Raw genomic sequence first — 19692 nt, forward strand, 5'->3', positions numbered from 1 at the left:
TCATGATAAAATATATAAAACTAGCAACGCTTTTAGTCATATTGATCACGTTTATTTCTTGTGATGACAAAATTGATGTTGATGTTCCGGAAGCAGCTCCACGTTTGGTAATTGAAGCTTCTTTGGATTGGGAAAAAGGAACTACTGGAAACAATCAAACCATAAAACTAAGCACGTCAACACCGTATTTTGAAACAACTTTAAATACAAGTGTTATTGGCGCTACTGTAAGTGTTAGAAACAACAATTCGAACGTAGTATACAACTTTACAGATCAAAATGATGGAAACTATACTATTGATAACTTTGTACCTGTTTTCAACAACTCGTATACCTTAACGGTACTTCATGAAGGAGAAACGTATACAGCAACGGAAACTTTGATGGCAGTATCGCCAATTATGAATCCTACACAATCTTTAGAAGGCGGGTTTGATGATGAGGTGCTAGACGTAACCATATTTTTTGATGATCCCGCAGATGAAGAAAACTTTTATATGATTCGTGTAAAAGAAGAAGGCGATTTATTGGCATATTTAGAAACGCAATCGGATGAATTTACCAATGGAAATGTACAAGAAGAATTCTTTGAAGAAGAAAGAGATGATGAAGATGAAACCGCCGAATACAATCCTGGAGATGTTGTAAACATAAAACTCTATGGAATTTCGCAACGTTACTACAATTATATTTCATTACTCATTGAACAATATGATTCTGGTGGAGATCCATTTGCAGTAACGCCAGCAGAAATTAGAGGAAACTGTATCAATCAAACCAACGAAGCTAATTACGCTTTTGGTTATTTCAGAGTTACAGAATTTGATCAAATTGATTATACCTTTCAATAAAAGATAAAAAAGAATAGTTTGTTTAATTATTCATATTCGAGAAAAAGCGTGGTTTCTTATGAAATTGCGCTTTTTTGTTTTCAAAAATAATGTTCACGTTGAAAAAATTTTAATCTCAAAAAAACGTTGAAAACCTATAATTTTAGCAATCAAAAAGTATTTTTTTGAAAAAATGCAACCTTTTGTTATTTCAGTTGTCTATAAAGAAAAGAAACACCATAATTGTCACCATATTTTAGAGCATAGTGAGCAACGCTATCTTATTTACACATAAAGATCTTATAGAAAAGAGCAAGCTTGGAGATCGTAAAATGCAATACAAACTGTATTCATTATACGTAGACGCTATGTTCAATGTAAGTATTCGAATAGTGAAAATAAAAGAAGATGCTGAAGATGTGGTACAAGACAGTTTTGTAGATGCATTTAAAAATCTGGAATCGTTCAAATACGAAAGCACGTTTGGCTCATGGTTAAAGCGCATTGTCATCAACAAAAGCATTAACTATTTAAAAGTAAAACGCATTCCCTTAGTAGAGATCGAAAATCAAGAATATTGGACTCCGGAAGCAGAAGAATTACAACCAGAACAATTAGACATAAAAAAAATAAAAACGGCCATTCAAAAATTACCAAATGGCTATCAAACAATTATCAATTTATACCTCATAGAAGGTTATGACCATAATGAAATAGGAGACATACTCGAAATAAGTGTGTCAACTTCTAAATCACAGTACCACAGAGCCAAAAAGAAGTTAATCCAATTAATTAATTGATCATGAAAGACGAATTAAAAGAGTATATACAAGCACATAAAAATCAATTCGATGATCACTCCATAGAAGAAGCCGACAAGCTAAAACTATGGGCAAAAATTAGTGAAGAACTCCCTGAAACTCCTACAAAAGTAATTCCGCTATGGAAAAAAGCTTCTTTCAGAGTTGCAGCTGCAGTTGTTTTACTAGTTGCATGCTTATTTGCTTACTATACTACAAATGAAGTTGAAGGAGAATATGATATGGTTAGTGATGAATTTCGTCAAATAGATAGACATTACAAATCGTTGGTTGAAAACCAGATTCAATTGGTAAAAAATAATGCGCATCTCACAAAAGAAGAACAAGCCGATTTTCTGAGTTATATTGATGAATTGGATCAAGAATACATCAAGCTAAAAAAAGAATTAAAGCAAGGTGTTAACAATCAAATCATTATAGAAGCAATTATTAACAATTATAGAAAAAAAATACAAATCATGGAAGATCTGCTACGAAGATCTTATCCTATAAAAAATTCAGTAGACGATGGCGAACTCATTTTATAAAACATGCTGGTTAGTGGTGTTTTGTTTGCTGTCGTATCAAAGTGCAGTAGCACAACACAAACTCACCAAAGAAATCAAAGAAACGCATGCCTTTAGCAATGAAAGTACACTATACTTAGAAAATAAGTACGGCGACATTTTTGTGAGTGGCTGGGACAAAAATAGCATTGAAATAGTAGTTGATGTAGAAGCCGAAAGTAAAAATGCTGAAAAAGCGCAAAAATTGTTAGACAGAGTACAGGTTTCTATTGTAGCAAACAACAATCAAATAAAGGCTTTCTCTAAAATTTCGCCCAAAAAAGGTGGTTTTCTTGGAAGATTAGATCCGTTTAAAAACGAGAAAACAAAAATTAACTACACCATTTATCTTCCCAAAGAATCCATGATGGAAGCTTATAATCAATATGGAGATCTTGTCATATCGGATTGGAACGGAATACTAAAAGCCGATGTTGAACATGGCGATATGCAACTATCAACAGCATTACACAACGCCGATTTAGCTATAAAATCTGGCAAACTCAATGCTGTAAGTTTAGACGATTCACATATCAAAAGCAAAGATGCAACTGTGACAATTCATAGCGGAACTGGACTCAAAATTGATTCCGATGGTTCGGAAATGACGTTGAATAACATCAAAAATCTAGACATCAACTCAAATAAAGACAATCTAGATATCTTAAAGCTAGAAGGAGTTTCTGGAACGATAAAACACTCCAAAACCTTTCTAAAAAATTTGGGCGGAAAAACAATACTTGATTTGTATTACGGTGAATTGAGAATTTTAAATCACCTCACAAATTCACCAGAAATCAATATCGATCAAAAAGAAGCAGAGGTATATATAAATATTTCAGAAACCAATTTTACGTTCAATGCAATGCTTGAACAAGGCGTATTGCGCATTCCTAAAAAAATGGATAACATAGAAAGTGAAGTCATCAACCGAAAAGACAAAATAAGACGTATAAGCGCTTCTTATGGTGATCAAAACGGACAAATTACCTGTAAAGGATACAAAGGCGTCATTATTTTAAAAGAATTATAAACTAACTAAGAAAAAAATATAAAAATGAAGAAGTTAATCACTGCAGTATTCACACTTTTCATTTTCAATTCTCTTATTGCACAAACCAATGAAACAGACGAGTATGTCGAATTTGACGATCGTAAAAACATAGTGCATGGAATTTATTTAGGCGTTACACCACAATACGGAAGAATCTCTGGTGAAAATGCAGGTTTTCTAAATATAAAATTTGCTTATGTAGCTAATAGAAAGGTTGAAATAGGCTTCTCAGGAACTGTTTTTGGGAGTATACAACCCAACAATACCAACATCTACAGAGGCAATGAAGTATTGTTAGCAGGTGGTTACGGTGGCTTGCATTTAGAACCAATTCTTTATGGAAACAGATCCGTAAGTATATCATTTCCTTTAATGATTGGAGGTGGCTTGGCAACAATTCTAGAAAAAAAAGAAGATGGCGAATTTGATGAATCACCTCTGGAAAACGATACTGGTGATGATGATTCTTTTTTTATTGCAGAACCTGGTGTAAATATACTTTACAACGTTTCCCGCTTTTTACAAATAGAAGCAGGATTTCGATATCGCATCTCTGAATCTTTCCGGTTGCCTTACTATGGAAAAGAAAATATCAAAGGGTTTTCTGTTGGTATTGGTTTAAAAATAGGAATCTTCAATATGGGAAGAAAGAAAAAAATAAAAGACAAATTTTAGCTTTTAGGTTAAAAAAAGGCATAAAAAAACCTCGGTAATATTTAGAGATTACCGAGGGAAGAAAAACTAGTAAATAGGTTTTGAGATGTATTTTCTTTTTCCCGAATTTTGTGAGACAACTATCGAAATAGTTGCTTTTCTTTTTCATAACAATTCGTTTCCCATCCTAATTCTTTAGTTCAGTTAAAAAAAAGGGCAACAAAGACTTTAGCCTCGATCTCAATAGCTTTGCTGCCGCTTATTTTCAACTAATAAAAAACCGACTTAATTGAACTTAATTTGTTTTATGAACGTATTAGAAATGTTAAATTTCTAAGTGATTAATATCTTTTCTATGCTTATTTTGATGATAAAACAGGTAACTTTGGAAATACCCTACCAATATTTTAAAAAAAATTTAAAAATAAATTTACGTAGTTTTGGAAAACGAAATTAATAACCCAGTAATTAATGACTTCGGAAGACAAATCTGTTTGCGAATCAAAACACTATGAAAGTATCTTTAATACACATGCCGAAACTCTTCGGAATTTTGTGTATTACAAATGCGGTAGTGAACAACAAGCTGAAGATATTGTACAAGAAGCTTTCATTAAGCTTTGGAAAAACTGTGCAAAAGTTATTTTCACAAAAGCCAAGTCGTACCTATTCACGGTAGCAAACAATATGTTTTTAAACGAAGTGGCACATAAAAAAGTAGTTTTAAAGTACAAACAACAAGTAGGGAGCAAAATTTCTAATGAAACGCCTGAATTTATATTAAGACAAAAAGAATTTCAAGAAAAGCTACAACGCACCATTGCAAAATTGCCAGAAGGACAACGTGAAGTGTTCTTACTCAACAGAATAGATAAGAAAACCTATGCGGAAATTGCAGAAATTATAGGGCTTTCTGTAAAAGCTGTAGAGAAGCGAATGCACAAAGCTTTGGTGACATTGAGAAAAGAAATAGGAAATATTTAAAAAAAAGTAGGGTATTTTACAGAGAAACTGTTTAATAAGCGAATCAAACACAAATGATGGAAGAAAAATATGATGATACGTTCCTAGCAAGATGGCTTGCCGACGATCTCACAGAAGAGGAAAAACTCCGTTTTGAAAATTCTGCTGAGCATCAGGACTATCTAAATATCATAGAAAGTGTAGACCTTATGGAAGCACCTTCTTTTGATAAGAAATCTGTGTTGACTTCAATTCAACAAAAACAACAATTACATACCCCTAAAGTCCGAAAACTACGCACTTCGTGGTTATATACTGCAGCGGCAGCTGTGGTGCTTTTATTTGTTGGTTTCTCATATATGTACTTAAATGCTGATGAAACTTTTGAGACAGGTTTTGGTGAGCAAATTACAGTAAACTTACCAGATGGTTCTGAAGTGATGCTTAATGCAAAAACAACACTGTCATTCAATGAAAACTCCTGGGATACGGATCGAACGGTTTCACTTGATGGAGAAGCGTATTTCAAAGTAAAAAAAGGAGAAAAATTTACAGTTGCTACAACTTCTGGAACTGTAGAAGTATTAGGAACTCAATTCAATGTTCTTACGCATGATGACACTATTTTTGAAGTAAAATGTCACGAAGGAAAAGTTAAAGCAACATCAAAAGCACAAAAAACTGAAATATTAACACAAGGAAAAGCATTTTCTTCTATTGAAGGAAAAACTAGTTCTTGGAGCTTCAATACAAACGAACCTAGCTGGAGAAATGACGAAAGCAATTTTAGGGAAATGCCTATAAAATATGTGATTGAAGCATTACAAGATCAATACGAAGTACAATTTATTTTCGAAAATATAAGCACTACAGAACGTTTTACGGGAACTTTTTCACACAACAATTTAAAACTTGCGTTGCGAACAGTTTTTGATCCTATGGAAATTTCATATACTTTTAAGGGCGAAAAAACGGTTATACTCAGAGAAGCGAAATAAGAACCTGTCCTTTTTACAAAATAAGGATTCGCGAAATGAAGTTTTACAGTTACGTTTATGAGAAGTGTTTTAAGTGTTGTCTTTCTGTTCATCACCTGTTCATTGTTAGCCCAAAACAATGGGTCGTTCTCTTTTGAAAAAGAACCACTGAAAAACGTACTTACCGAGGTAGAAGAAGCCTACGATATAAAGTTTTCTTATAAAGCAGAACTTGCCGAAAATAAAACCATTACATTCACTTTAAAAGAAGTTACCTTAAACACTGTTATTCAGCGTATACAAAAACAAGTACCTATAGTTTTTGAAAAAGTAAATCATCGATTTTATATCATCCGAAGTCAAACGCAAGAAGGAAAAATACGAGTTTGTGGTGTTTTGGTCGATGCCAAAAGTCAACTACCAATTGTAGAAGCTTCAGCAGTCAATATTTCACAAAAAAAAGGAACTGTAACCAATGCAAACGGAAAGTTTGAATTGTTCTTAGCATTTCCAACAGATACCATAGAACTACGTTTCCTAGGATATAAAACACAACGCCTAACAGCTCAAGAGTTGCAAAAAGATCCGTGTGAAACCATTTTAATGGAAGCAGGTCAGTTTGATCTAGGTACGGTTTTAATTAGCAACTATCTTACTTCAGGAATCAATAAAAATAACGACGGAGCTTTGTCTCTTTCTCCTTCAAAACTAGGAATACTTCCAGGGTTAACTGAGCCAGATGTATTACAAAGTATTCAACTATTACCGGGAATTCAAAGTCCAAATGAAACTGCTTCAGGACTCTTTATTCGTGGTGGAACGCCCGATCAAAACTTAATTTTGTGGGATGGAATAAAAATGTATCATTCAGGGCACTTTTTTGGGCTAATATCTGCGTTTAATCCGTATGTAATAGAAGAAGTTTCTGTGTACAAAAGCGGAACTGAAACCCGTTATGGCGATCGTATTTCAGGAGTTATCGACATTCAAACCGATACCAAAGTGCCAGAAAAACTATCAGGAGGATTCGGATTTAATATGACGCATGCTGATGCGTATTTAAAAGTACCAATTACTAAAAACCTTGGTGTAATGGTTTCTGCACGTAGAGCATTTACAGATATCTGGGAAACATTTACGTATAATAACTTTTCAGATCGTGTATTTCAGAATACGAAAATTACCAAGAGCTCCGAAATTGTAGAAGATGTATTTTCAGAAACAGAAAATAAATTCTTTTTTACGGATTATACCATAAAACTGATTGCAAAACTCTCAGATAAAGACGAAATCACAGTAAGTAACCTACGTACAAAAAATGAACTCGACTTTATGTCTGAAGTAGATCTTTTTGAAGAAACCTCCAGAGACCAACTAAGCATAAACAATGATGGTATAAGTGGATTTTGGAAACGACAATGGAATCCTAACTTTTCGCATACTTTTGATGCGTATTATTCACGATTTGATTTTGACTACTTAGGAACATTTCGAGGCAATATTGTAGGCGCTACAGAACAAGATCAAAAACGAAACAAAATCAAAGACATTGGGTTTTTATACAATACCGATTGGAAAATAGATGAAAAACGTAGTTTACAATCAGGATATCAATTCTCTTCTAATGAAGTCTCTTTTGGTTTCTCTGGCTTTAGTGGTACCGAAGAAGGAGTAGAAACGTATAATGTAGGAGAAGAAAGTATTAACAATTCGCATGCACTATTTACGTCGTTTAAATACAATAATAAAAATGAGTTGATCATTAACGCAGGTTTGCGAATGAATTATTTTAGTACCGTAGATGCTGCATTCTTTGAACCAAGACTCTATATAGAGAAAAAATTAAATGATGCTTTTAGTATCAATTTTTCAGGAGAATTAAGACACCAAGCGGTAAGTCAAATATTAGAATTTAATACGATAAACTTCGGATTGGAAAACCAAGTGTGGGCTCTTGCAAACGGAAATGAATTTCCAGTATTAAAAAGTAGGCAAGTTTCTGCTGGAGTTTTATTCAGCAAAAATGGTTGGCGTATTGACTTAGATGCCTACCAAAAAAATATTACAGGACTAACATCATTAAACAGAAGTTTTGGTAACACAAGTGTTTTAGAAACCTTTACTGAAGGGAATAGCAAAATATATGGAGTGGATGTATTGATTGAAAAGAAGGTCAATGATTACCAAACGTGGATGAGTTATTCATTCACAGAAAATGACTTTGAATTTTCACGTATCAATAACGGACTATCATTTTCTGGGAATTATGACATTCGTCACTACTTTCGTTGGGCACATTCGTACACCATAAACAACTTTAAATTCTCTCTTGGATGGAATTACCGAACAGGAACGCCATACACGCCTGTAACGTCTCAAACACAGCCTAACGGTAACTTATTCGTCTTTATTGGAGAAACGAACAGTACGCGCATCCCAGACTATCATCGTTTGGATTTTTCAGGGACGTATACATTTGATTTTGACAAAAAGAACAATTGGAAAGGAAAAATAGGGTTTTCGTTACTCAATATCTACAATCGTAATAACTTGTTAGAACGTTATTATGAAATCAGACCGTTCCTAAACCAAGAAAACAATGTGCAATTTCGTTTAGAAACGGTTGATAAATTCTCTTTAGGAATGACTCCTAATTTAGTATTTAGAGTGGATTTCTAATCTTCTTTTTTTGGCTCATCCAAACAAACTGCATTTGGATCTGTTGGATCGTCTGAACCTGCAAAATCACAAGAAACACAAGTAATACTAATAGCTTTTCCTCCACCAATTTGATGTGCGTCAAATGAAGAAATAGTTCGTTTATTTAATTGAATCTTTTTAAATGCTTGTTTTTTCATAATGAATTGTTTTAAGTTTCAACTTAAAGTTCATCATCATGAAAAACGTAACCCAAAACAAAAGTTAAAAAATGAAAAAACTACAAAGGAAGATCTTTTCTGTGTAGCAATCGTGTCAATTTAATAGATAAATCGGTCAATACGATTTTGGCATTTCCGTTGCGTTCTATATGATAAATAGCATCTTGCAACTCATTGGTAATATCTAAAATATTATTTCCGTGTACAAAAGGTGCAAATTTTTCTAAAAAGAATCCTTTGGTATGTGGTTCAAAAAACACCAAATCGGTAGCAGTATAATTCTGTAGCAACGCTTGTCTAAAAAGGTTCAGGCAAAAGCCTAAAAACTTCTTCTGAGTTTCACGACCTGTTTTGGCAACTTCTTCACTCCAAGAAATTAAATCGCGAATCGCAGTTTTATTTCCTTTTGCTTTGAAAGCAGAACGAACCCATTGCACAAACCAAGTTTCAAACATCAAATCTTCTGAATCTTGATGCACCAAATCAACCGCTTTGTTATAATTTCCATTCGCTTGATGTGCAATTTTAGTAGCCTCAGCTTCGGAAACATTCAAATTTTTAATCAGCGACTCTTTAATGGCTTGTTCACCCAAAGGTGGAAAATGTAGAATTTGACAACGTGAACGAATCGTATTGATAATTTGTTCTTCGTCTTCGGCAATCAAAATAAACAATGTTTGATTTGGCGGCTCTTCAATCAATTTCAGTAACTTATTTGCCGCAGCCGTATTCATGCGTTCTGCCATCCAAATAACCATTACCTTATAACCGCCTTCATATGACTTTAGCGACAGCGATTTTACCACATCGAGCGCTTCATCAACACCAATTTGTCCTTGCTTATTATCAATACCAAGCATTTTGTACCAATCAAAAAGATTTCCATACGGTTGCTCTTTGATGAATTGACGCCATTCTTCTAAAAAATGTTTGGACACAGGATGACTTTTCACTTTATGATTTCCCGCCACAGGAAAAGCAAAATGCAAATCGGGATGCGAAAGATTGTTCAATTTTAAATTACACGCTTCGTTTCCGCCTGCATTTTCACCATCTATATTTTTACACAACACATATTGCGCGTACGCAACGGCCATAGGTAACGTACCGCAACCTTCGGGACCCACAAAAAGCTGCGCATGCGGAATTCGTCCACGATCGGCACTTAAGGTCAAATGTTTCTTAATATGTGTAAGTCCTAAAATATCTTGGAAAAGCATGTGGCAAATATAGGAGTAACCTTTGAATTATAGAACTCAAAGTATCCAAGAATAAAACTTTTATCAATAGAACGCTATTTTAGTTCTTAAAGAGTTCTTTTTGACGAAGCGCTTCTTCAACATTCACAGTTACATACTTGTGACTATTAAAAAAAGACGTATCAGAAGTTAATTTAATGGTAGCAATCACACTTCCATCTTTCTTTTCATCTACTGAAGTTACGGTAACTTTTGCGCCTTTAATGTTTTTATAACTCGCAATTCCACCTTTTTTGATAATAAAATTTGCTTTTGGAAAATTGATATGCTTGTAATTATTATTATAAGCTTCACCAATTGTAAAAACATCTCCTACGTTCACATTGGAGCTTTGCGCATACATAACGCTTGAGAAAAAACTAAAAATAACGGCTAAAAAAAGATACTTTTTCATGAGATTACATTCAAAATTGATACATACTTCAAAATAATAAAAAATTGCGAAATCAGGAATGAAAGCAGGTAATTTTTTTTGAATCCACATTAAAGGCATACTCTTTTTAATTTTTCTGCTTTTTCAGATTTAAAACCATCAACACTAGGAATCTTACTCTAAATCAGAAAAGCTTCTAAAAATGTGGAATTAATAGGAGTTTTTGAAGGATTTGATTAAAAATTACGACAAACTCAATATCTTTATACCAACTCGATCAAAAACACTCTCAAAATGGCAGACAAAGCGCTTCTATTTATACCTGACATCTCCGGATTTACCGAATTTGTACAACACACAGCCATTCAACACAGTCGCCATATCATTTCAGAATTATTGGAATTATTGATTGATAACAACATCATAGGTTTGCAACTAGCAGAAATAGAAGGTGATGCCTTGTTTTTTTACAGAATTGGTGATGTAGATATCAAGCAAATTCGAGAGCAAGTCAAACGAATGTATTTGGCATTTCATACATATTTAAAACGCTATGAATATGAGAAAATTTGTCAATGTGGCGCCTGCTCTTCGGTATACAATCTTTCTTTAAAATTTATCATTCACTACGGCGATATAGAATTCATTTCTGTAAAAGACACCAACAAACCGTATGGGAGTAATGTCATCAAAGTACATCGATTGCTCAAAAACGACGTGCCTATTCCAGAATACGCTTTATTTACACAAGATGTTGATACAACAACGGTTCAAAATGCAGAACATACATTGCAAGCCAACTACGATTTTGGAGCAATTAACTATGCATACGAATCGCTTTCTGACTACAAAAGCGAACTTCCTGAAATTTCGCCAATACCAGACAATGTGCCCAAACACAACTTATATAGCACAGAAGCAAGTATCAATATGCCAGTGTTAGAACTCTATGAAATCATAAGCAATTTTGATTACCGTTTGTTGTGGGCAAAAGGAATAGACAAAGTAGAATACGAAAAAAACAGAGTCAATCGAGTAGGAGACAAGCACAAATGTTTAATTGACAAAAAAGCAATCAATCCGACGACAGTCACCAAAAAATCTGCTAAAAATCAATTGGTGTATGGCGAATCGACAACCGAAGTTCCGTTCACCAAAAAATTGAATGTGTATTATGTCTTAACTCCCGAAAATGATCAAAAAACACGCCTTCGAATTGAGATATTTGTCGATTTTAAGCCTTTCGGTATCTTACTAAAACGTTTGATGAAAAAAAACTTCAAAAAAGTCGTTCCCGAAAATATAAAAGAACTTATATTGCTTGCTGATTCAGGATTTAAAACAACAAATAACTCTTAAAAACAATACCAGTGAAAACGCTAAACGATTTTAATTTTAAGGATAAAAAAGCATTAATTCGTGTCGATTTTAATGTACCGTTAAATGATGAATTTCAAGTAACTGATGATACGCGTATTCGCGCAGCAAAACCAAGCATCATCAAAATATTAGAAGATGGCGGAAGTTGCGTTTTAATGTCTCACTTAGGAAGACCGAAAGGATTTCAAGAAGAATTTTCATTACGCCACATCGTAGAAGAAGTTTCACAAATTATTGGTGTACAAGTAAAATTTGCAGGAAACTGTATTGGTGAAGAAGCTGAAAAAGCAGTTGCAGGATTAGAAAATGGCGAAGTTTTACTGTTAGAAAATTTACGTTTTCACGAAGAAGAAAAATTAGGAGATGAAGCATTTGCGGCAAAACTTGCAAAACATGGAGATGTATATGTAAATGACGCATTCGGAACTGCACACAGAGCACATGCATCAACAGCAGTGATTGCACAAAATTTTGCAGATAATAAATGTTTTGGTCTTTTATTAGCGAAAGAAATAGAAAGTATTGCCAAAGTGATGGAAGTAGGAGAAAAACCAGTAACTGCCGTACTTGGTGGTGCTAAAGTATCTTCAAAAATTACCATTATTGATAATATTTTGGACAAAATAGATCACCTAATTATTGGTGGTGGAATGACATTTACATTCATAAAAGCACAAGGCGGAAGCATTGGAAACTCTTTGGTAGAAGATGACAAACTGGAATTGGCCAAAGAAATTATGGCAGAAGCTGCAGCAAAAAATGTAACCATTCATTTGCCTGTAGATTCAGTGATTGCAGATGCTTTTGCAAATGATGCAAACACCAAAGTTGTCGATGTAACACAAATTCCTGACGATTGGATGGGACTAGATGCTGGACCCGCAACACAAGCAAAATTTGCTGAGGTTATAGCGCAATCAAAAACCATTCTTTGGAACGGACCTTTAGGCGTTTTTGAAATGCCAAACTTTGCTAAAGGAACCATTGCTTTGGGGGAAGCTATTGCCGAAGCTACAAAAAGCGGAGCCTTCTCTTTAGTTGGCGGTGGAGATTCTGTAGCTGCTGTAAAACAGTTTGGTTTTGAACCAAAAGTAAGTTATGTAAGTACAGGTGGTGGCGCCATGTTAGAAAGCTTGGAAGGAAAAACATTACCTGGAATTGCTGCGATTTTATCGTAACAAAGAATTTACAATTGTCACTTTGAGCATTATCGTAGATACCGAGCGGAGCTCATGAGACGCTTATGAAATAAGCCATTTTTAATTAGATACTTAAATTGAACATAAAAAAATCCTGCAATTATGCGGGATTTTTCGTTTTTAAGAAAACTTAAATTCTAGTTAACCAGCGTTAAAAATGTTAAAAAAAACGGCTATTTCTTTGCCTAGCTATATTTTTCCGATCAAATAAACTACATGAAAAAACCACTACTTTTTATAGCATGTTTGCTATTCATGGTCAGTGCAAAAGCACAGTCTGTAAATGAAAAAGTAAAAATCAAAGAATTTGGACTTATATGGGGATTTTTAAAATACCACCATCCAGAACTTTCGGCAGGAAAAAAAGACATTGATGTCGAATTTCTAAATCACTTCCAACAATTAAAAGATATCTCGGATAGAAAAGAATTAAATGCATTCTTTTTGAATTGGATTCAGAGCTATGGAGAAGTTTCAAACAAAGTCAAAAAACCAAAAGAAGCTTATAAATTCACAAAAAATCTAAACCTAGATTGGATTGAAAATGGAGCATTTAATCCAGCACTTCAACAAACACTTTTGGCATTGCGCGCCAACGTAAAAAACTGCAAAGGTCACTATGCCAAATTGGAATCACTCACACGTTTTGTAAGTTTTGATGCCGAAAAAAAGCTAGAAGATTTTTCTCCTAAAAAATTAGCACATAGAATGCTTACACTATTTCGCTTTTGGAATGTGATCAATTATTACGATGTCAATAAATATTTAGCAGAGGAAAATTGGAATGATGTTTTAGAAAACTCACTAGATCAATTTCTACATGCACACGACGCCAAAACCTATGACAAAGCAAAAACGGAACTCATCGCAAAGCTGAACGATTCGCATACCTTTTACATCGGGAAAACCTACGGATATCCGAAATTTAAATACAAAGCTCCTTTTCAAACTACTTATATCAATGATACACTGGTTATTACAAAATTCTGGAACAAAGAACTTTGTCAAAAAAACGGTGTGCAACTCGGAGGAATGATCACCAAAATAGAAGGCAAAACGGTCAAAGAATACATAAAAGCAAACTTCAAAACTTTTTACAATCATGCACATGAAAACGCATTGATGTATAGAGCGGAATCAATTGCTTTATATCAAGAAAATAGAAATGAAATCAACATACGTTATACAAATGCTAACAATGATACAAGTGAATCAAAAACGATTCAATTATTTGACCGAATGGAAGTTGATAAGCAAAAGGAAAGCCTACCAAAACAAGCGTTTTATGGAAAGAAATTCTATGAAATCACACCTAAAACAGCCTATATCGGATTAGGATACTTAGAAAAAAACGATTTAAAAAAACTCCTAAAAAAAGCAGCAAAATACGAAGCTGTCATTTTTGACTTGCGAAAATATCCGCAACATGTAGAGCTGCCGAAATTGACCAAATGGCTCTATCCAGATAGAAGTAAATTTATCAAAGTATTATTTCCCACAAAAGTGCCTGGTTTAGGAGAATACGATGCGGAAGCGCCTTTAAATTTTGTGTCAGATCCGTTTTCGGGAGGAAGAAAAAATAAAAACTATTACAAAGGAAAAGTAATCTTACTAGTAAATAAATCGACCATAAGTCAAGCAGAATACATTTCTATGGCCATTCAAAATAGTCCAAACTGTATCACTATTGGAGAAGAAACTTTGGGCGCAGTTATGAATATCACAAGCATTCCTATGCCAGAAGGAGCAGCCATAAACTTTACGAGTATGGGTGCTTTTTATCCTGATGGAACCAATGTGCAACGAAAAGGAGTAAAAATAGATTATAAAGTAACCCAAATGGCTTCGCAACCAGAAAGAGATATGATGATGGAGAAAGCCCTTGAAATCTTAGAATAAATCACTTAACAGCAAGTTTATAGCGAATTTAAAACTTAAATTATTGAGTAAAATTTCAATAAAAACGAACCCTAAAACCAAGTCTAATTCCTGTAGTTAGACTTTTTTAATATGTGTGAATTTCAAAATTCGAAGAAAAAACACGAATTTAGCAGCAATCACGTTTCTACACATAGAAATTTGTATAAAAACGATAAAACGACCTACATACATGAAATATTTAGTGAGCATTGTATTTTTATTACTGGCTTCTATAGGAATTGCCCAAGAAGATGAAAAAAAGCCGGAAATAAAAAAACCTGCGTTTAAGATAGTAAAAGACACAATCATTCTTGATGGCAAGAAAACCATCATGACGGATACTATTTATCTAGATACGAAAAACGAAATCAAACGTACATTTGATGATGCACTTCCGCAATTGGATAGTACGAAAACGGCTTTGGAAGGTTTTAATGGACTTAACAAGGTAGATGAAAACTATAAGCTGTTAGACAACAAAATGGCAGCTAAAATTGATAGTTTATGGCTTCGTGAGCTTGGTGGAGCAGCATTGTTTGATACCATTCACAAAGAAATTTCTGAATTAGAATATGATCCTGTAGTATATCAAGAATTGCCAACAGATACCTTAAAAGCGCGTTTGGCACGATTGAATGCAAAAACACCTTTCAATATTGAGTACAATCCGTCGTTGGAAAGTGTGATTCGTAGATTTCTAAAAAGACGTAAAAAATCTATGGAACGATTGATGAAAATCAGTCAATATTACTTTCCAATGTTTGAACAAGAATTGGACAATTACAACATTCCATTAGAAGTAAAATATTTAGCCATTGTAGAATCTGCTTTAAATCCACGAGCGCGTTCACGTGTTGGTGCCACAGGATTATGGCAATTTATGTATCAAACAGGAAAGCAATACGACTTAAATGTGAGTTCGTATGTGGACGAACGTAGCGATCCTGAAAAATCAACCAAAGCCGCTTGTCAATATTTAGCCAGTTTATACAAAATATTTGGCGATTGGGATTTGGCATTAGCCGCCTATAATTCAGGACCAGGAAATGTATCAAAAGCTATACGACGCTCTGGCGGATATGTAAATTATTGGAATATTCGTTCAAATTTACCACGCGAAACAGCAGGATATTTACCAGCATTCTTAGCAACCATGTATATTTTTGAATATGCAGACGAACACGGATTTCAGGTTGAAAAAATAGAAGTGCCGCATTTTGCAACCGATACCATTCGTGTAAAACAAATATTGACGTTCGATCAAATTTCAGAAGTCTTAAACGTAAAAGTAGAAGATTTACAATTTTTCAATCCGGCGTATAAACTAGACATCATTCCACACATAAAAGGAAGAAACTATACATTGCGATTGCCTGTTCAGGAAGTTGGAAAGTTTGTCAACAATGAAGCTGCTATTTATGATTTAGCAAAAGAAGAACTCGCCAAACGCGAAAAACCATTGCCACAACTTTTTGAAATGGATAAACGTACACGATATCGTGTTCGCCAAGGAGATTATTTAGGGAAAATTGCAAGACGATTTGGAGTGCGTGTGAGCGACTTAAAACGATGGAATGGACTCCGCTCAAACCGATTGCGAATTGGACAACGCTTAACCGTATATCCTCGAAAACCTGGTTTTGCGACTAAAAAACCATCCAAAACGAAAAAAAATAATGGAAACGCAAAAACCTATACGGTCAAGTCTGGCGACTCTTTGTGGAGCATTGCGCAAAAATTTCCTGGAATTTCTGTGAAAAATATTCAAAAATGGAACGATATTAGTGGGAATAAATTAAAACCTGGAATGAAATTGCGGGTTTCTAAAAAATAGTAAACAATCATAAAACCGATTTGACGTGAAAAAATTATACGTATTTCTATTTGTCTTGGCATTATTTTCAGCATGCGAAGACCCAAAAGATAAAGATGTGGCAGAACAATATTTGCCAGTATCTTCTGGAACAGTAAACATGATAGCGGTTGTGATGGATAGCGATCAGTGGAAAGGAAGAATAGGTGACAGTATTCGTAGCATTTATGGAGTACCAACGGATGGTTTACCTATGGAAGAACCTATTTTTTCACTAAGACATTTAAATCCAGAAGTATTTAAAGGAGCAGTGACCAAATACAGAAGTGTTTTAATGGTAAAGGAATCCAAGAAAAAGAAATATAAAATACGTGGAAACATATACGCTAAGCCTCAAAAAATTATCTATGTTTCAGGAAATGAACAAGAAATTGTAGAGCAGCTAAGCGAAAATGGTAAAAGTTCCATAAAAACGCTTAAAGAAAATGAGCTTATTTCAAAACAGCAATTTATCCGAAAGTCTATAAATAAAGACAAGGCATTGCAAGAAACATTTGGAATTTCACTCAACATTCCTTCCGTTTATAACATGGTAAAAAAGGAAGACAACTTTGTTTGGTTTGAGCGAAAAGTGAAAACTGGAACCATGAATATTATTGCCTATACAATGCCACTAGGAAGTATTCCAAAAGACGATACCACGATTGATGCAATTATAAAAATGCGCGATTCTATCGGAGAAGCTTATGTGCCAGGAAGAGATCCGGAAACCATGTATATGATTACTGAAAAAGCCTATGCGCCTTATTTATTTGAAGCTACAGTAGACAATAAATTTGCATTTGAAACCAAAGGAATGTGGGAAGTATATGGCTACCAAATGGCAGGTCCTTTTATCAATTATGTGGTAGAAGATAAAGAGCACAATCGTTTAATGGTTATTGAAGGATTTACCTTTGCACCATCGGAAGACAAAAGAGATTTTATGTTTGAAATTGAAGCGATTTTAAAATCATTGAAGATTCAGAAGTAAATTCTAAAATCATATAAAACACAGAAAGCACCTAAGTTTAAAAATTAGGTGCTTTTTTTATAATTTCTATTGTGAAATATTAAGGTCGCAATGCAACTTTAAGAGTTCCTGATGAACGGTCACGCATTAAATTATAGCCTTTTTCTGCTTCTGATAAGGGTAAAATATCAGTAAAAATTGCACTAGGATCAATAACACCTCTTTCTACCAATGGAAGTAATTTTTTTACATATGCAGCTACATTTACAACACCTGTATGAATCGTAATATTTCTAAACAAGGCTGATGAATACGGTTGCTCAACAGGTTCATAAAGATGCCCAAATCCTAAAACACTGATCGATGCGCCCGCCTGAGTCATTTCCATACCTTGTGCAATTGCTATTTTATTACCAACAGTGTCAATCACAGAATTTGCGCCTCGTCCGTCAGTGAGCGATTTTACAAATTCTACAGGATCTTCATTTTTTGAATTCACTACATGTGTTGCTCCAACCGTTTTTGCTAATTCCAATCGGCTTTCATGACGTCCTACAAGAATAATAGTAGATGGGCCAAATAATGTAGCAGCCATTACCGCACTTTGACCTACTGCACCATCACCAATAACAACTACAGTTTCTCCAGTCTTAATATTGGCATTTAATGCACCATGATATCCTGTTGCAAAATTGTCTCCTAATGGAAGCACTTTTGTATCGTGCTCATCGCCACTTAAACCTTCAGGAAGCTTAAATAGTGACGTATTACCATAAGGAACACGTATAAATTCAGATTGACCTCCTTGAATATCGTCACCTCCATGCTCAGCAAATAATGGCGTACCAAACAAACCTCCATGTTCGCATGCCGAATGTAAATCACGTTTACAGTAATGACATTCTCCATCAATAAACATGGCGGAAGCTACCACACGATCTCCAACTTTTAAACTATGAATATCTTTCCCTACTTGGTCTACAACACCCACAAATTCATGTCCTATTCGCATGCCTTTAAATAAACCCATTTCAGGTCCGTTTTGGGTAAATTCTAAATCTGCTCCGCAAATACCTGCAAGTGTAATGCGTACAATAACATCATCATCTTTTACTAATTGTGGCTTTGGTATATCCACGACTTCAATTTTTGCTCGTTCTTTATAAACTACTGCTTTCATATATTTTAATTTTTTTGTTTTTAATAAGATTAAGGTTTAGTTGAACACAACTATTTGTTACTTAATACTATGGCAAAGTTGGGTTAGATTTAAAGAGATTAAAATGACTAGTGTTAAGAAAAAAGCTTGATCTATATCAAGTTTTTGAAGACATTTAGATAAAATGAGCAACGGAAACACCCAAACAGATCACTACTAGTTTTGATACATTGAACGTATGACCTTCACCAGTTTCAAAGAGAATAGTTGTCGCAATATGTAAAAAAATACCAATCACAACGGCATTCACAATATCTATATATTCGGTTGCCAAAACAGTATTGTTAGATATGTAAGTACCTAAAGGTGTCATTATAGCAAATACGACCAAGAAACCAATAATTTGAACTTTGCTATAGCTAGATTGAAACAAAAATGTAGTTATCAATGCCGCTATCGGAATTTTATGAATCAATACACCATACACCATGTCATTATGTTGATGAATAGGAAATCCTTCAAAAAAACTATGAATACAAAGACTTATAAATAGTATCCACGGAAACTCATTTCCTTCTGTATGTGTATGCACATGACCATGCTCAACACCTTTAGATAAAAATTCTAAAATAATTTGCAATAAGATTCCGCACATGATAAAAAGTCCCGTTTGCTTGGCTTCTAAATGATGATACACTTCTGGCAATAAATCAAAAAGTGTTAGTGCTAATAAAAATGCACCACTAAACGATAACAATAGCTTAGTGCCTATTGATTTTTGTTTTCTGGTGATCAAAGCAATCATAACACCTATAACGATGGCAATAACTGGAAGTAAATACTTATTCATGACA

The 19692-nt window shown here is 34.2% G+C and carries 18 protein-coding genes; 13 read left to right on the top strand and 5 right to left on the bottom strand.

What is annotated here, in order from left to right:
- The first annotated feature begins 2 nt into the window (after positions 1-2).
- The 8 genes from Q0845_RS15985 (at position 3) to Q0845_RS16020 (ending at position 8523) form a co-directional block, all read left to right on the top strand.
- A complete protein-coding gene (locus tag Q0845_RS15985) occupies positions 3-851 on the top strand; it encodes a DUF4249 domain-containing protein (RefSeq protein WP_298515257.1) in 849 nt (282 codons plus the stop codon).
- 245 nt (positions 852-1096) lie between these two features.
- The gene (locus Q0845_RS15990; RefSeq protein WP_298515260.1) at positions 1097-1630 is read left to right on the top strand and encodes a sigma-70 family RNA polymerase sigma factor; all 534 of its coding nucleotides are present in this window, start codon (positions 1097-1099) and stop codon (positions 1628-1630) included.
- A gap of 2 nt (positions 1631-1632) precedes the next feature.
- Positions 1633-2178, top strand: coding sequence for a hypothetical protein (locus tag Q0845_RS15995; protein WP_298515263.1), 546 nt, complete (start codon positions 1633-1635; stop codon positions 2176-2178).
- Complete coding sequence (locus tag Q0845_RS16000; protein ID WP_298515266.1) at positions 2159-3229, top strand: hypothetical protein; 1071 nt, start codon at positions 2159-2161, stop codon at positions 3227-3229. Before Q0845_RS15995 ends, Q0845_RS16000 begins: the two co-directional genes overlap by 20 nt.
- A gap of 24 nt (positions 3230-3253) precedes the next feature.
- Positions 3254-3925, top strand: a complete 672-nt coding sequence (locus Q0845_RS16005; protein WP_298515268.1) for a hypothetical protein — start codon at positions 3254-3256, stop codon at positions 3923-3925.
- Between the two features lie 450 nt (positions 3926-4375).
- Positions 4376-4888 carry an RNA polymerase sigma factor gene (locus tag Q0845_RS16010; protein WP_298515270.1) on the top strand — a complete coding sequence of 171 codons (513 nt, stop codon included), beginning with the start codon at positions 4376-4378 and terminating at the stop codon, positions 4886-4888.
- A gap of 53 nt (positions 4889-4941) precedes the next feature.
- Positions 4942-5865: a FecR family protein gene (locus tag Q0845_RS16015; RefSeq protein WP_298515272.1), complete on the top strand. Its 924-nt coding sequence runs from the start codon at positions 4942-4944 to the stop codon at positions 5863-5865.
- Positions 5866-5922: 57 nt separating this feature from the next.
- Positions 5923-8523 carry a TonB-dependent receptor plug domain-containing protein gene (locus Q0845_RS16020; protein ID WP_298515275.1) on the top strand — a complete coding sequence of 867 codons (2601 nt, stop codon included), beginning with the start codon at positions 5923-5925 and terminating at the stop codon, positions 8521-8523.
- Here Q0845_RS16020 and Q0845_RS16025 read toward each other — a convergent pair.
- From Q0845_RS16025 to Q0845_RS16035, 3 genes are all read right to left on the bottom strand, one after another.
- Positions 8520-8702 carry a hypothetical protein gene (locus Q0845_RS16025; protein WP_298515277.1) on the bottom strand — a complete coding sequence of 61 codons (183 nt, stop codon included), beginning with the start codon at positions 8700-8702 and terminating at the stop codon, positions 8520-8522. The two genes, Q0845_RS16020 and Q0845_RS16025, sit on opposite strands and share 4 nt — an antisense overlap.
- Positions 8703-8782: 80 nt before the next feature.
- Entirely contained in the window at positions 8783-9943 is a 1161-nt protein-coding gene (locus tag Q0845_RS16030) for a DNA polymerase III subunit delta' (protein WP_298515280.1), read from the bottom strand.
- A 79-nt stretch (positions 9944-10022) separates the two neighbouring features.
- A complete protein-coding gene (locus Q0845_RS16035; protein WP_298515283.1) occupies positions 10023-10376 on the bottom strand; it encodes a dihydroorotase in 354 nt (117 codons plus the stop codon).
- Between the two features lie 273 nt (positions 10377-10649).
- Between Q0845_RS16035 and Q0845_RS16040 the strand changes: the two genes are divergently transcribed.
- From Q0845_RS16040 to Q0845_RS16060, 5 genes are all read left to right on the top strand, one after another.
- Entirely contained in the window at positions 10650-11714 is a 1065-nt protein-coding gene (locus tag Q0845_RS16040; RefSeq protein ID WP_298515285.1) for a DUF2652 domain-containing protein, read from the top strand.
- An 11-nt stretch (positions 11715-11725) separates the two neighbouring features.
- Positions 11726-12913, top strand: a complete 1188-nt coding sequence (gene pgk / locus Q0845_RS16045) for a phosphoglycerate kinase (RefSeq protein WP_298515288.1) — start codon at positions 11726-11728, stop codon at positions 12911-12913.
- 237 nt (positions 12914-13150) lie between these two features.
- Positions 13151-14833 (top strand): S41 family peptidase, encoded by a 1683-nt coding sequence (locus Q0845_RS16050; RefSeq protein ID WP_298515292.1) that lies wholly within the window; start codon positions 13151-13153, stop codon positions 14831-14833.
- A 211-nt stretch (positions 14834-15044) separates the two neighbouring features.
- Positions 15045-16688, top strand: a complete 1644-nt coding sequence (locus Q0845_RS16055; protein ID WP_298515294.1) for a LysM peptidoglycan-binding domain-containing protein — start codon at positions 15045-15047, stop codon at positions 16686-16688.
- Between the two features lie 25 nt (positions 16689-16713).
- Complete coding sequence (locus tag Q0845_RS16060) at positions 16714-17700, top strand: DUF4837 family protein (protein ID WP_298515296.1); 987 nt, start codon at positions 16714-16716, stop codon at positions 17698-17700.
- A 79-nt stretch (positions 17701-17779) separates the two neighbouring features.
- Here the strand turns inward: Q0845_RS16060 and Q0845_RS16065 are convergent, their stop codons facing one another.
- On the bottom strand, positions 17780-18859 hold the full coding sequence (locus Q0845_RS16065; RefSeq protein WP_298515298.1) for an alcohol dehydrogenase catalytic domain-containing protein: 1080 nt from the start codon (positions 18857-18859) through the stop codon (positions 17780-17782).
- Between the two features lie 154 nt (positions 18860-19013).
- Positions 19014-19688: a ZIP family metal transporter gene (locus Q0845_RS16070; protein WP_298515299.1), complete on the bottom strand. Its 675-nt coding sequence runs from the start codon at positions 19686-19688 to the stop codon at positions 19014-19016.
- Positions 19689-19692: the final 4 nt, after the last annotated feature.

It is taken from the genome of uncultured Kordia sp. (assembly GCF_947489565.1).
Classification (GTDB): Bacteria; Bacteroidota; Bacteroidia; order Flavobacteriales; family Flavobacteriaceae; genus Kordia.